The 14127-nt window shown below is 47.0% G+C and carries 18 protein-coding genes; all 18 read left to right on the top strand.

Translation table 11 applies throughout. The features are described from left to right. The first annotated feature begins 14 nt into the window (after positions 1–14). Positions 15–1088, top strand: a complete 1074-nt coding sequence (locus tag MMB75_RS03730) for a M24 family metallopeptidase (protein WP_039269268.1) — start codon at positions 15–17, stop codon at positions 1086–1088. 33 nt (positions 1089–1121) lie between these two features. Then, positions 1122–1679, top strand: coding sequence for an elongation factor P (gene efp / locus MMB75_RS03735; protein ID WP_013371789.1), 558 nt, complete (start codon positions 1122–1124; stop codon positions 1677–1679). A 196-nt stretch (positions 1680–1875) separates the two neighbouring features. Beyond that, a complete protein-coding gene (locus MMB75_RS03740) occupies positions 1876–3129 on the top strand; it encodes an aspartate kinase (protein WP_013371788.1) in 1254 nt (417 codons plus the stop codon). Positions 3130–3519: 390 nt separating this feature from the next. After that, entirely contained in the window at positions 3520–4515 is a 996-nt protein-coding gene (spoIIIAA, locus tag MMB75_RS03745; RefSeq protein WP_016822297.1) for a stage III sporulation protein AA, read from the top strand. Further along, positions 4508–5026, top strand: a complete 519-nt coding sequence (gene spoIIIAB / locus MMB75_RS03750; protein ID WP_013371786.1) for a stage III sporulation protein SpoIIIAB — start codon at positions 4508–4510, stop codon at positions 5024–5026. Before spoIIIAA ends, spoIIIAB begins: the two co-directional genes overlap by 8 nt. Before the next feature lie 12 nt (positions 5027–5038). Next, the gene (gene spoIIIAC / locus MMB75_RS03755) at positions 5039–5242 is read left to right on the top strand and encodes a stage III sporulation protein AC (RefSeq protein ID WP_010345636.1); all 204 of its coding nucleotides are present in this window, start codon (positions 5039–5041) and stop codon (positions 5240–5242) included. An 8-nt stretch (positions 5243–5250) separates the two neighbouring features. Further along, on the top strand, positions 5251–5640 hold the full coding sequence (spoIIIAD, locus tag MMB75_RS03760) for a stage III sporulation protein AD (protein WP_013371785.1): 390 nt from the start codon (positions 5251–5253) through the stop codon (positions 5638–5640). Between the two features lie 12 nt (positions 5641–5652). Then, positions 5653–6843 carry a stage III sporulation protein AE gene (gene spoIIIAE / locus MMB75_RS03765; protein ID WP_017427498.1) on the top strand — a complete coding sequence of 397 codons (1191 nt, stop codon included), beginning with the start codon at positions 5653–5655 and terminating at the stop codon, positions 6841–6843. Between the two features lie 38 nt (positions 6844–6881). After that, positions 6882–7649 carry a stage III sporulation protein AF gene (spoIIIAF, locus tag MMB75_RS03770; RefSeq protein WP_044785233.1) on the top strand — a complete coding sequence of 256 codons (768 nt, stop codon included), beginning with the start codon at positions 6882–6884 and terminating at the stop codon, positions 7647–7649. Between the two features lie 16 nt (positions 7650–7665). Further along, positions 7666–8307: a stage III sporulation protein AG gene (gene spoIIIAG / locus MMB75_RS03775; protein ID WP_016822293.1), complete on the top strand. Its 642-nt coding sequence runs from the start codon at positions 7666–7668 to the stop codon at positions 8305–8307. A 62-nt stretch (positions 8308–8369) separates the two neighbouring features. Further along, positions 8370–9194, top strand: a complete 825-nt coding sequence (locus MMB75_RS03780) for a SpoIIIAH-like family protein (RefSeq protein WP_045244447.1) — start codon at positions 8370–8372, stop codon at positions 9192–9194. Between the two features lie 138 nt (positions 9195–9332). Then, entirely contained in the window at positions 9333–9824 is a 492-nt protein-coding gene (accB, locus tag MMB75_RS03785) for an acetyl-CoA carboxylase biotin carboxyl carrier protein (protein WP_016822291.1), read from the top strand. A gap of 60 nt (positions 9825–9884) precedes the next feature. Further along, the gene (gene accC / locus MMB75_RS03790; RefSeq protein ID WP_013371779.1) at positions 9885–11228 is read left to right on the top strand and encodes an acetyl-CoA carboxylase biotin carboxylase subunit; all 1344 of its coding nucleotides are present in this window, start codon (positions 9885–9887) and stop codon (positions 11226–11228) included. Positions 11229–11353: 125 nt separating this feature from the next. Continuing rightward, entirely contained in the window at positions 11354–11767 is a 414-nt protein-coding gene (locus MMB75_RS03795) for an Asp23/Gls24 family envelope stress response protein (protein WP_013310820.1), read from the top strand. Positions 11768–11840: 73 nt separating this feature from the next. Next, complete coding sequence (gene amaP / locus MMB75_RS03800) at positions 11841–12380, top strand: alkaline shock response membrane anchor protein AmaP (RefSeq protein WP_013371778.1); 540 nt, start codon at positions 11841–11843, stop codon at positions 12378–12380. Between the two features lie 15 nt (positions 12381–12395). Then, the gene (locus MMB75_RS03805; RefSeq protein WP_016822290.1) at positions 12396–12629 is read left to right on the top strand and encodes a DUF2273 domain-containing protein; all 234 of its coding nucleotides are present in this window, start codon (positions 12396–12398) and stop codon (positions 12627–12629) included. 136 nt (positions 12630–12765) lie between these two features. Continuing rightward, positions 12766–13215, top strand: a complete 450-nt coding sequence (gene nusB / locus MMB75_RS03810; RefSeq protein WP_019687905.1) for a transcription antitermination factor NusB — start codon at positions 12766–12768, stop codon at positions 13213–13215. A 37-nt stretch (positions 13216–13252) separates the two neighbouring features. Then, positions 13253–14110 carry a bifunctional methylenetetrahydrofolate dehydrogenase/methenyltetrahydrofolate cyclohydrolase FolD gene (gene folD, locus MMB75_RS03815; RefSeq protein ID WP_016822287.1) on the top strand — a complete coding sequence of 286 codons (858 nt, stop codon included), beginning with the start codon at positions 13253–13255 and terminating at the stop codon, positions 14108–14110. Positions 14111–14127: the final 17 nt, after the last annotated feature.

A 14127-nucleotide genomic window follows, 5' to 3' on the forward strand; every position in this document is an offset into this window, starting at 1 on the left:
GGAGCGGAATGAAGATGAAGAATGACCGGGTGCTAAAGTTGCGGCAGGCGCTGGGCGAGCATAACCTGCGGGCTATGCTGATTACTAGCCCTGTCAATCGTCGATATTTGACAGGCTTCACAGGTTCAGCGGGCTATGTGCTGATTACAGAATCCCATAGCTATTTGCTGACTGACTTTCGTTATATGACACAAGCGACCGAACAAGCCCAAGGCTTTACGGTAGTGCAGCACGCTGCGCAGGTCATGGAAACAGTAAGAGAATTGCTGTCTTCCCATCAGATTAGCGAAACAGGCTTTGAGCAGGATGATGTAACTGTTGCGACACATAAAGCTTATAGCGAAGATCTGTCACCTATTAAGCTGGTTCCGGTATCGGGCATTGTGGAAAAGCTGCGGGTGTACAAGGATGCGGAAGAGCTCGAAGTGATGCAACGGGCAGCGGATTTGGCAGATGCTACATTTGCACACATTTTACCTTACATCAAACCAGGAGTCAGCGAGCGTGAGCTGGATCTGGAAATGGAATTCTTCATGCGCAAGCAGGGAGCTACTTCTTCTTCATTTGACACGATTGTGGCATCCGGAGTTCGTTCGGCATTGCCTCATGGAGTAGCTAGTGCAAAGTTAGTACAAGCAGGTGAGCTGATTACGTTTGATTTTGGTGCGTTGCTGGATGGCTACTGCTCCGATTTGACCCGTACAGTGGCTACACAAGGGGATTTGGCGCCTCAGTTGCGCGAGATCTACGATATTGTACTTAAGGCGCAACTTCACGCACTCGAACATATTAAGCCGGGCATGACAGGCCGTGAAGCGGATGCGCTGACCCGGGATATTATTGCTAGCCATGGGTATGGAGACAATTTCGGACACAGTACAGGTCATGGTCTGGGTCTTGAAGTGCATGAATCTACACGTCTGTCGAAGGCAAGTGATGATATTCTGGAGCCGGGCATGGTTGTAACGGTCGAACCAGGTATCTATGTGCCTGGATTGGGCGGTGTACGGATCGAGGATGATATCGTTATTACAGATAACGGCATCAAAGTATTAACGCATTCGAGCAAAGAATTTACAGTCGTTTAATAACGATAACAGTCCTGTAGGAGGGGTATTTTAGTGATTAACGTTAATGATTTTAAAACAGGTTTGACCGTCGAGGTAGACGGAGATATTTTTACAGTTCTGGATTTTCAACACGTAAAACCAGGTAAAGGCGCAGCATTCGTACGCTCCAAATTGAAAAACCTGCGTAATGGTAATACGGTTGAACGTACATTCCGTGCGGGTGAAACAATCGGCCGGGCGCAAATCGAAAATCGTGGTGTATCTTATCTGTATGCTAGTGCAGACGATCATACATTCATGGACAACGAAACATATGATCAATTTACATTGTCCAGCGATCAGCTGAAATGGGAGCTTAACTTCCTGAAAGAAAACATGAATGTAAATATCATAAGCTACAACGGAGAAATCCTGGGTATCAACCTGCCTACCAGCGTGGAACTCAAAGTAATTGAAACAGAACCAGGTATTAAAGGGAATACAGCTACAGGTGCAACCAAAAATGCCAAACTGGAAACAGGCTTGAATGTTCAAGTTCCTCTGTTTATTAACCAAGATGACGTATTGTTAATTGATACTCGTGACGGCAAATACATGTCTCGCGCATAGAATTTACATTTTCAGGTATCCTCTGTCCTTATTAAGGGCAGAGGATATTTTTATATGTACGAATATTAAAAAACATTGGCTCCACACAGCACTTTCGTATTATACTGTACTAAAGTTATGCCGCAGGATGTCACGTTCAAATCGTTTGGTGCCATCTCAAGGTTACATACTGTTGAGTCTGAGGGAGTGAATATCGTTGTCTTTGTATGTCATGAAATTCGGAGGCAGTTCCGTCGGTGACACGGAGCGCATGAAACGCGTGGCAAAACGCGTCGTTGAGAAACAGAGTGAAGGGCATCAATGTGTAGTGGTCGTTTCCGCAATGGGAGACACAACAGACGAATTGATTGACCAGGCCAAATTATTAAATGAGCAGTTGCCTGCACGTGAGCTGGATATGTTGATGACGACAGGCGAGCAAATTTCAATCGCATTGTTGTCGATGGCTATTCAGCAACTGGGTCATGAAGCGGTATCGTTTACGGGATGGCAGGCAGGCTTCCGTACTGAATCTGACTTTGGTCGGGCACGGATTACGGATATTCAACCTCAGCGTGTGCTGGATGCACTGAGCAGCAACAAGATTGTTGTTGTAGCTGGTTTCCAGGGGATGTCTGCAGATGGAGATATTACGACGCTGGGACGTGGTGGTTCTGATACGACGGCCGTTGCGCTGGCGGCGGCAATTCAAGCGGATGCCTGTGAAATTTACACGGATGTGGACGGCATATATTCAACAGATCCACGGATTGTGAAGGTGGCACGTAAGCTAAAAGAAATTTCTTATGATGAGATGCTGGAATTAGCCAATTTAGGTGCGGCTGTTTTACATCCCCGTGCGGTAGAGTATGCCAAACATAACCGGGTACCGTTGATTGTGCGGTCCAGTTTTAACCATAATGAAGGAACAGTCGTAAAGGAGGATGCAGTAATGGAGCAAGGCGTTGTAGTCAGTGGAATTGCATATGATAAAAATGTAGCAAGAATCAGTATTTTGGGCGTTGCAGATATCCCTGGTGTACTGGCAAAAGTTTTCGGAACACTGGCAGCAGCCAAAATTGATGTAGACATTATTGTACAGAGCGGGGTTGAGGCAGGAAAAGCAGATTTCTCCTTTACGGTAGCTCTAACGGATCGTGAAGCTGCACTTAAGACGCTGGAAGGTATTCGCGGGGAGCTTCCATACCGTGAAGTAACGTCTGAGGAAAATTTGGTGAAGGTCTCCATTGTAGGTGCAGGAATGGTTAGCCACCCGGGTGTTGCAGCACAAATGTTTGCCGTGCTGGCCGAGCAAGGCGTTAGCATTAAAATGGTAAGCACATCCGAAATCAAGGTATCGTGTGTAATTGAAGCTGGAAAGCTTCATGAGGTTATCCAAGCGTTGCATACAGCTTATAATCTGGATACCGAGGAGCAAGCGTTTGTAGGCGGCCCTAAAGACCGTCGTTAATAACATCAATTGATATAGAGAAATGCTATGACGGGGAAAGGTCGATAAATTATACGTTCCCTATTTATAGATTGATAAATCATAGAATACAGCAGTAGGTTAAGAGGTTGTTTCATCAGTGAGAGACAGACTGTGGAACAGCCTCTTTTTGCTGTAAATCTAGCTTTTTTATTTAAGGGTATCCCTTAGCCACCAAGGCTTCGAGGGAGCCTTTTTTTATTATACAAAGCAGGGAAAGGTGCTTGAATGAGCGGGGAAAGGTCCGCTGAGCATGGATAGGAGTGATCAAAGGTTCGACTGGATTTTCAATATATTTTCGGCATAAAAAGCGAGAGTCAGCCATAGACTTGTCTTAAAGAAAAAGGACAACTGTGAGGAGGCGGCACTGGTATGGAATGGCTGGAGTTATTTCCGGAACCGTTGCACGGTATACTCGGAAGGCTTCCAGAAACGGTATTTAAGCAACTGGAAGAAATTCGGGTCCGGGAAGGAAGGCCGCTGGAAGTTAATGCGAATGGTGATCATCATTTTGTAACGACTGCTGGTCGGCTGACTTTGAATCCTGTTGAAGCCTATAAGCCTAACCGCGAGGATGCCCACCGATTGCTGGATTTTATCAGTAATCATTCCCTGTACACCATGGAAGAGGAGCTTCGCAAAGGGTTTATTACCATCCCTGGCGGTCATCGTGTTGGCTTGGCAGGGAGAACTGTGCTTAACCGAGGGCGAGTAGAGCATTTGAGGGATATAAGCAGCTTTAATGTACGAATTGCTCGGGCCATTCCTGGCATAGCTGATCGGATATTACCTTATGTAGCGGATCGAAAATCCGGGACGATACGGCATACGCTCATCTTGTCACCGCCTCAGCATGGCAAGACGACGTTGCTTAGGGACTTGGCTCGACAACTGAGTTACGGAGGGATGCAAAGCAACGGAGGGCGACGAAATGGACTTAAGGTGGGCATTATAGATGAACGTTCTGAGATCGCCGGTAGTCATAAGGGCATCCCCGGCTTTGATGTCGGACCTCGCACCGATGTATTGGACGGATGTCCGAAAGCGGAGGGTATGATGATGATGATTCGCTCGATGTCACCAGATGTCCTGATTGTGGATGAAATCGGGCGGCCAGAAGATGCGGAAGCGGTACGTGAAGCGCTTCATGCAGGCATCGCAGTCATTGCTTCCGCACATGGTCGTGATGTGGCTGAAATGGCGAGCCGATCTGCCTTTGCCGGATTAGCTACAGGACAGGAGCTGTTCCAGCTCTATGTCATGCTGGAGCGGACGAGCCGGGGCGTCTCTTTTCGGCTGGCAGATGCCAAGCAGCGCAGGCTGACACTGCCTGGGGAAGGGCAGAACGGGGGCATCTCCTATGCTTAAGCTGCTGGGAGCTGTCTTGGTTATACTAGCCACCACACTGGCAGGCTGGCAGCGGGCAAGACAATTTGCCATGAGGCCGCGGCAAATCAGAGAGTTAATTCTCGCACTGCAAAGACTGACCACCGAGGTTTCTTACGGGGTGTCTCCGTTACCAGATGCTTTCGCCAAGACTGGAGAGCCCTTGCGAGAGCCGCTGCGCTCTCTGTTTCAGCAAGCCTCACGCTGGATGCACCCCTCTTTTGGCCTGACCGCCAGAGAAAGCTTGCATAAAGCGATTGAAGTCTCGTGGAGCCGTTCCTCTATGAAGCAGGCCGAGAAGGAAGCGATGCGTCAGCTTGCTTACAGCCTTGGAACCAGCGACCGTGAAGACCAGATCAAGCACATTGCGCTGACCATCCAGCAGTTATCCCATGAAGAAGCGCAGGCGCAGGCAGATCAGGTGAGATACGAGCGTATGAGCAGAAGCCTGGGACTGCTGATCGGAGCATTGATCGTCATTTTGATCTATTAGCGGGGTGCTCGAATGAATTTAGAAGTGAACGCAATTTTCCAGATTGCCGGAATTGGCATTATTATCGCTATGATTCATACCGTACTAAAGCAAATGGGCAAGGAAGACATGGCACACTGGGTGACGGTCATCGGTTTCGTTGTCGTACTGTTCATGGTGGTGCGAATGCTGGATAACCTTCTGCAAGAGATCAAATCTATTTTTCTTTTTCAGTAGGTGAACACATGGAAATCATTCAAGTGGTGGGCTTCGCCCTCGTTGCCACAGTCCTCATCTTAGTTATCAAGGAACAGAAGCCGATGTTTGCCTTTTTGATTGCAACAGCTGCGGGAATCGTCATTTTTTTGCTGCTGATTGGCAAGATCGGATCTGTGGTTGCCGTGCTGGAGCGACTGGCCAGGTCTTCAGGGATGGACATGATTTATTTTAAAACCGTATTAAAAATAATCGGTATCGCTTATATTGCTGAATTTGGAGCACAAATCGTACGGGATGCGGGGCAAGACGGTATAGCTTCCAAAATAGAGCTTACTGGAAAGGTACTCATCATGGTACTCGCAATCCCGATTATCAGCATTATTATTGATACCATTCTGAAGCTGATGCCCGCCTGAGGGGGTGATGCCATGAAAAGGCTGGGGGGCATGCCGAATCTCAAAGTTATTGTGATTTTGCTGCTATGTCTCTGGTGCGCCTCGGCTGCGGTCCTCTTCGCAGATACACCTACAAACGAATGGATCAGACAACAGGCGGAGCAAATGCCCAAAGATGATGTTGAACATTATTGGGACGGACTCATGAAGCAATACGGCGGATTTTTCCCTGACCAGAAAACGCCTTCTTTCATGGACATGCTGCTTCCGGGTGGTGAAGGATTCAGTATAAAAGGTGTGTTGATGGCCATAGCTGATTTTTTCATCCATGAAATCCGGGTGAATGCCAAGCTGCTCGTCACCATCGTCATGCTCAGCATTATGAGTATGGTGCTGGAAACGCTGCAAAGCGCTTTTGAAAGCAAGCAGGTCAGCAAAGTTGCCTACGCTATCGTGTACATGGTCATTATCATTTTGGCGATTAATAGCTTTAGTGTAGCGATTGGTTATGCCAAAGAAGCAATTGACAGCATGATTCATTTCATGATGGCGATGTTGCCCTTGCTGTTTACCATGTTGGCCTCGATGGGTAACGTTGTCACCGTTTCGGTGACCCACCCGCTGATTGTATTTATGATCAACACGGTCGGAACAGTTATTCATACGCTTGTTTTCCCGCTGCTGTTCTTCTCGGCTGTGCTGTACTTGGTCAACTCGCTCACGGGCAAATACAAGCTGACCCAGTTAGCTGATCTACTGCGGAACGCGGGTGTTGCCGTGCTGGGAGTGCTTCTGACTATTTTTCTAGGAGTCATTTCGGTACAGGGATTAACCTCTTCGGTTACTGACGGATTAACAATCCGTACAGCTAAATATATTACAGGTAGCTTTGTTCCGGTGGTAGGCAAGGCGCTGGCAGATGCGACGGATACGGTCATTTCGGCATCACTGCTCGTTAAAAATGCCATCGGCCTTGTGGGAGTCATCATTATTTTGTTCCTGTGTGCTTTTCCTGCTCTCAAAATTCTGACACTAGCCCTCATTTATAAAGTGACCGCAGCAATCATGCAGCCTTTGGGAGATACGCCTATTGTGGAATGTTTGGATGCCATCGGCAAGAGTATGATTTATGTTTTTGCGGCACTGGCGGCAGTGGGATTAATGTCCTTCCTTGCGATTACCGTCATGCTCGCAGCAGGTAACATGACGGTCATGATGAGGTGAATACATGCACATAATCCAACGAGAGGGAGGCGAGTGACGTGACCTGGCTGGGAGGCTGGCTCAAGGAACTAGTGCTAATCGTGCTGCTGGCTTCTTTTGTCGATATGATCTTACCGAGCCGATCTATGGAAAGGTATGTCAAACTCGTACTCAGCCTGCTTGTATTGCTGACATTGCTGTCTCCGATTGTGCGCTTGCTGAGCAGCAGTCCCTCAGAGGTTCTGGGGCGCGCATTGGATCTGCAACGCCAGGCAGAGACAGGTAATAGGGAACCGACATTGGAAGAGATCTTAGCCAAAGGCAAACAGCTAAAGCAACAGCAGGAACAAAGCTCCATGCAATGGGCAGGCAAAGAGGTAGCTAAGGAAATGAAAGGGCAATTGGAGCAGTACACTGGGTTAGCAATTCAGTCGGTCCAGGTGACCCTTACGCAGATTCAGCAGAAAGAATCGGGGCTAGAGGCAGGAACGGGTGTTCAGTCAGTAGTGGTTAAATTGGCGGAGCAGAAGGCAGAAAAAGAAGAAAACACAAACATCCCGCTGGGTACAGATGTCAAGCCGATTATGGTGGAGCCTGTAGCTGAAAAGACAGTGAATATTCGTGTGGAGCCGACACAGTCAAAACCCTCTAATCATAATGAAGGAACGCGAGAAGATGATCGTAGTCCTGACGAAACCACAGAGAATGGCAAATCTGCGGATCAGAAAGCTTTTGGTTTAATCACAGGAATTCTACGTGAAAAATGGGGGATCGACAGCACACATGTTCAGGTGATTAATTCGCAGGATGGAACACATGAATGGTAACAGGAGGTGAACCGAAATGGGCAAATGGAGGAAAAAGCTGGAGCAATGGATGGGTGGAGGGGGGGACGGAGCGAAAAGGTTCAATTCATTTCGTTGGCTACTTATTCTTGGCCTTATCGGTGTAGCGATTATGCTCTTTAATTCATTCGTTAATGTGAAAAAAGTCGACCCGGAAAACGTAGGGAGAGAACCGCCTGGCGTAATGAAAAATGAGCCTGCGTTAGAAACAACGGTAGGTGAGGACAGTTCCTTTGCCGGAATCGAGAAGGCTTTTGAGGACAATATGAAACAGATGCTGGAGCAGATTGTTGGCGTAGGAACCGTCGATGTCATGGTTACGGTAGATTCTACCGAAGAAGTGATCGTTCAACGGAATGTGAAAGACATGCAGGAAGAAAATAACGAGTCGGACGCCAATGGTGGACAAAGGCACACTACTCAATATACACGCGATGGTGAGATTGTCACCTATGAATCATCGGGCGGTCAGCACACCCCGATTGTTACCAAAAAAGTAAAACCACAGGTAAGGGGAGTGCTTGTTGTGGCTATGGGGGCAGAAAACCCTACGGTGAAGCAGCTCATTGTGGATGCTGTGCAGAAGGGACTAAACGTACCTTCATACAAAATATCAGTCGTTCCGCGTAAGCAGGGATAATATGGAATTGGGGAACAAAGAAGTTAATATTGCAAACCACTTATGAATATGGAGGACAGAACATGAATAATAAAAGACAAACCGTTTGGCTGGTGTCCATGCTGAGTTTAATGGTGGTACTGTCTGCATATTATTTGTTTACGGAGGACTCAAGTCCGGCGAATCCGCCAGTAGCGGACAGCGAGCAGGTGAGCAAGGTTAAACAGGATGCTGCACAGGAAGCAACGACAAAGGCAGAAGAACAAATGAACGAACTGAAAGTAAATGAAGTAGTAACCAATGGAGAAGTAACTGACGGAACGGCAGAGACTTCCACAAAGGACACAGCTTCTACAACTGATCCAGCAACAGAACCATCAAAAGGTGATAAAGACACAGCCGCCGCCCCCCCTGCTACTGAATCGACTGCATCCAATCAAAACACAACTACAGCTAAGACAGGCACGACAGCTAAAAGTGATGACAAAGCAGCTTCTAGCGCCAAAACCGACAAGCAGGTACTTGATCAAGTAGCAAACGAACAAGCAGCCCAACCAACAGCGGCAGCTGTGATTGACAACTATTTACTGGAGCGGGATGTGGAAAATCAAAAGAAAAATGACGAGCTGACTACGGCAATGAATGATAGTACACCGCAGAAAGCTGCAGAGGCACAAAAGGAATTGCATGTACTTGAAGATAAACAGGCCAAAATTACCGGTATCGAAGAAGAACTGCAGCAGCAATTCGCCAATGCAGTCGTCCGCGAGGAAGATGCTGATAAATACAAAGTAGTGGTTCTGAGTGAAAAGTTGGATGCTAAGCAAGCGGTAACGATTGTCGATAAAGTCATGAAGGAATTAAACGTAACGCAGGACAAGATCAGTGTCCAGTATGTTACACAATAAGACAAAAAACGCGAAAAAGCCCGGATTTCTGCACAATCCCGGGCTCTTTCTATTTTTAATGATTGTGATATAATACATAAAGCTGTTTCAAAAATGTTATCAGCAACCGGCAAAATGCTGAAGGAGTGATTAATAGAGATGTTTAAATTAAGCGAGATTAAGGAATTGATCAAGCTGGTGGATGAAACGTCTGTGCATGAGCTTGAAATTGAAAATGAAGGAACTCGCCTCATGATCCGTAAACCGGGTAAAAGCGAGATCGTTACGGTACAGGCTCCTGTAACAGCACCTGCTTATACAGTGGCGCCACAAGCTGCAATTCCGAATCCACAAGTACAGTCCGATGTTGGACATGCAACTGCTGGGGAACCGAAGGAATATGCAAGCAATCTACATAAAATCGTATCTCCGATGGTAGGCACTTTCTATAGTTCTTCATCCCCGGATACGGCTCCGTATGTGAGTATCGGCAGTAAAGTAGGCGATAAAACAACGGTATGTATCATTGAAGCGATGAAGTTGATGAACGAGTTGGAAGCTGAAGTGAAGGGCGAAATTGTGGAAATTTTGGCCGAAAACGGACAGTTGGTTGAGTATGGCCAGCCATTGTTCCTTGTGAAACCGGAGTAAAAAGCTTGTTTGACCCCTTTTTGAGGGTTCGGCAAGACTGCTCCCAGGGAGGATAAAGTCATGACATTTCAAAAAGTATTAATCGCGAACCGTGGAGAAATTGCAGTTCGTATCATTCGCGCTTGCCGCGAAATGAATATTTCGACAGTTGCCGTCTATTCGGAAGCTGACAAGGATTCGTTACATGTGCGTCTCGCAGATGAGGCTTACTGTATCGGACCGACGTTGTCTAAGGACAGCTATCTTAATTTTACGAACCTGATGAGTGTTGCTACATTGACTGAATGTGATGCCATTCATCCAGGTTATGGATTTTTGGCGGAAAATGCAGACTTCGCTGAAATTTGCGAATCATGCAATATTACGTTTATTGGACCTTCTCCTGAAGCAATTAACAAAATGGGAGATAAGGCTGTAGCCAAGCAGACCATGAAGGATGCCGGGGTTCCGGTTATTCCAGGTTCAGACGGACTGGTTGAGGATGTACAGGATGCAATCAGTATCGCACGTGATATCGGATATCCGGTCATTATCAAGGCCACAGCAGGTGGTGGTGGTAAAGGTATTCGTATCGCTGAAGATGAGGATAATCTTATCCAGCAAATCACGACTGCTCAGCAGGAAGCGCAGAAGGCCTTTGGTAATGCGGGCGTGTATCTGGAAAAATATCTGACTGGTATGAAACACGTGGAAATACAGATCATAGCGGACAAGCATGGTAATGTTGCCTACTTGGGTGAACGGGACTGCTCTGTTCAGCGTCGTCGTCAGAAGTTGTTGGAGGAAGCACCATGTCCAGTACTTTCGCAGGATGTTCGTGAAGAAATGGGACAGGCAGCTGTTCGTGCAGCTTTGGCCGTTCAATACTCTGGCGCAGGTACGCTTGAATTTTTGCTTGGTCCGGACAATAAATTCTATTTCATGGAAATGAACACACGTATTCAGGTGGAACATCCAGTAACAGAAATGATTACCGGTGTAGACCTGATTAAAGAAATGATTTCGGTCGCTGAAGGGCATCCGCTTTCCTTTACGCAGGAAGAAGTCACGATTAATGGCTGGGCAATCGAATGCCGCATTAACGCTGAGGACCCGGATCGTAATTTTATGCCTGCACCGGGTAAAATCGGATTTTATCTGCCTCCAGGCGGTCCTGGAGTGCGGGTAGACAGCGCTGCTTATCCAGGTTATAGCATTCCTCCTTATTATGACTCTATGATTGCCAAGCTGATTGTATGGGCGCCTACACGGCAGGAGGCGATTGCCAAAATGAAGCGGGCTTTAGCTGAGTTTGCTATTGAGGGCATACCCACAACGATTTCTTTTCACCAGCGCTTGCTAGAGCATCCGACCTTTATTGAAGGCGATTTTGATATTAAATTTTTGGAGGAAAACGAAGTTTAATCGGTATATTTCCTCAGTTTGTCATAATGAACGCCAAATGATATAGTATGGATAATAAGTGAGCATGTCTGCTTTGATATCCAAAGCTGGAATGAAACTTATTTTGACCGAAAGGTGTTGAAGGTATGAGCACAGTGCCAACCGAATTCGAACGTACAGAAATTGGGGAGATTCAAATTGCCCCAGAAGTTATTGAAGTCATTGCCGGACTGGCTACCGTTGAGGTACCGGGCGTTGCGGGAATGAGTGGCGGATTTGCTGGCGGATTTGCCGAACTGCTAGGCCGCAAAAATTTATCTAAAGGTGTAAAAGTGGAAGTCGGACAGCGTGAAGCTGCTGTAGACGTCTCCGTCATTATTGAGTATGGTAACCGTCTGCCTGAGGTGGCTGCTGCTATTCAGCATAATGTTAAGCGTTCCATTGAAAACATGACAGGTCTTAACGTGGTAGAAGTGAACGTGCAAATTCACGATGTTCAATTCAAAAATGCTGAAAAAGTAGAAGAGCCGGAAGTGCTGGGCGCCGGACGGGTTAAATAGAGCGATACTTTGTACAAACCCCCGACCCTTATGGGTCGAGGGTTTACTCTAATTTAAGGAGGCTGTGCGTTTCGTGGCTAAAGTTATGGACAGACTTCTGCTGTTTTTGTACAGCTTAAGTATCGGAATTATCTCCATTCTCGCCATCCTCCTCCTGAGCGGGGCCATTCCGTATGTTTTAAGTATTGAGGATGAGCGAGTGGTGTGGTTTACCAGCTTGATTATTGCAGGAGTTCTGTTGTTATTGAGTCTTCGGGTTTTTTATATCTCTATTCGACGGAACCAAACCGTACAGCATTCTATTGATCAGCGAACCGAATACGGTGATATTCAGATTTCGGTGGATACCATCGAAAACCTGTGCCTCAAAGCGGCTTCCCGATTTCGCGGGATGCAGGATCTGAAAGCACGCGTTCGTGTGTTGGAATCGGGACTTGATATTACGATTCGGGCGATTGTTGACGGGGAAAGCTCCATTCCGGTGTTAACCTCAGAGGTACAAAAGGGGGTACACGACCATGTGGAAGAGATTACAGGAATTCCAGTATCCAATGTGTCGGTGTACATCGCTAATGTTTCTCAGTCACCAAGCTTTAAGAGTCGTGTGGAATAGAGGTGATTTTCCCTGATGCCCTGGAAAGAAATATGGGGAAGTTACAAGGGCCGGATCATGGGGATCACGGCTGGTATTTTTTTCGGTTTTATTTACTTGTGGGCAGGCTTTTGGAATATGTTGTTCTTTGCATTGATGGTGTTCATCGGATATACGCTAGGAAGACGTAGCGATTCAGCGCTTGGTCCATTCTTCCCTTGGAAAGAATGGAGCGAATGGTTGTCGCAGCGTTGGCGTCCTTTTAAATGAACCCTGTGATACGTGTTCTCCAAAATACAGCTGTAGCTTATTTGCGCCCAACGGTTTTGGAGGATGCGTTCACAGGTTTTTTTGTGGAAATTGGTTAAAATGAAAAATAGATATAGGCAAGCGTAGGAGGCAGGGCATGAAAAGACGTCTGGCGAGGGAATTAGCGGTACAGAGTATGTACCATATGGAAATGAATGAAGTGGAAGCGGCGGCAGCTGTGGACATGCTGCTTCAGGAAGCGGCCGAGGAAAACGAAGCCGAAGTCGTAATTAAAAACGCGGCAGTGTTAAGAGCGTATGTTTTGGAGCATGTGCGTGGCACATGGGAGCACAAGGAAGCGATTGACGGGCTGTTGGCGGATTACCTGAAAGGCTGGCAGATCAGCCGACTTTCGCGTGTAGATCGTCAAATTTTGAGGCTTGCGGTATATGAAATGATTTTCCGCGAGGATGTTCCAGCCAAGGTAGCAGTCAATGAAGCAATTGAGTTGTCGAAGCACTTTGGTACCGAGGAATCGGGTAAATTTGTTAATGGTGTGCTGGGACGAGTGATACAAGAGCTGGAGCAATTGAAAGCACGTTTTTAATTAGAGACTACTGAATCAGGTTGGGGAGTGGTTAAACATGTCAGCACCGATCATTGATGGTAAACAAATCTCTCAGGATATTCGGGCAAGCATTCAGCAAGAGGTCATTCGTTTGAAAGAACACAGCTTTCAACCCGGACTGGCTGTTGTACTGGTAGGCGAAGATCCTGCTTCTCAGGTGTATGTTAAAAATAAGGAAAAGGCGTGTCATGATCTCGGCTATTACTCTGAGGTTCATCGATTGGCGGCAGATACTTCGCAAGAAGCATTACTGAAACTGGTGGATAAGCTGAATCATCAAAGTAATATCCATGGGATTTTGGTGCAACTGCCATTACCAAAGCATATTCAGGAAAAAGCTGTCATTGACGCGATTGCAGTGGAGAAAGATGTTGACGGATTTCATCCGGTAAACGTAGGGAATCTGGTCATCGGCGATGATAGCCTATTGCCTTGCACTCCCGCTGGAGTCATTGAGTTAATCAAACGCGCTGGAGTAGAAATAGCTGGTAAACATGCAGTTGTTATTGGTCGCAGTAATATCGTGGGCAAGCCGGTATCATTATTGCTGCAGCGTGAAAATGCTACGGTTACGATGTGTCACTCTCGTACAGCGAATATTGCCGAGCTCAGTAAACAAGCGGATATTTTGGTCGTTGCCATCGGCAAAGCCAATTTCATCGATGCTTCGTATGTAAAGCCGGGTGCAGTAGTTATCGATGTGGGAATGAATCGTCTGGAGAACGGAAAGCTGGCGGGTGACGTTGATTTTGAGAGCGTAAAGCAAGTGTCCGGTCCGATTACGCCTGTTCCCGGCGGAGTAGGCCCAATGACGATTACAATGCTGATGCAAAATACGCTCGTAGCGGCCAAGCGGTCGCACGGTTTGGCATAAAGGCAGCTGCCTGTGGC

It is taken from the genome of Paenibacillus sp. P2(2022) (assembly GCF_029522175.1).
Taxonomy (GTDB): domain Bacteria; phylum Bacillota; class Bacilli; order Paenibacillales; family Paenibacillaceae; genus Paenibacillus; species Paenibacillus polymyxa.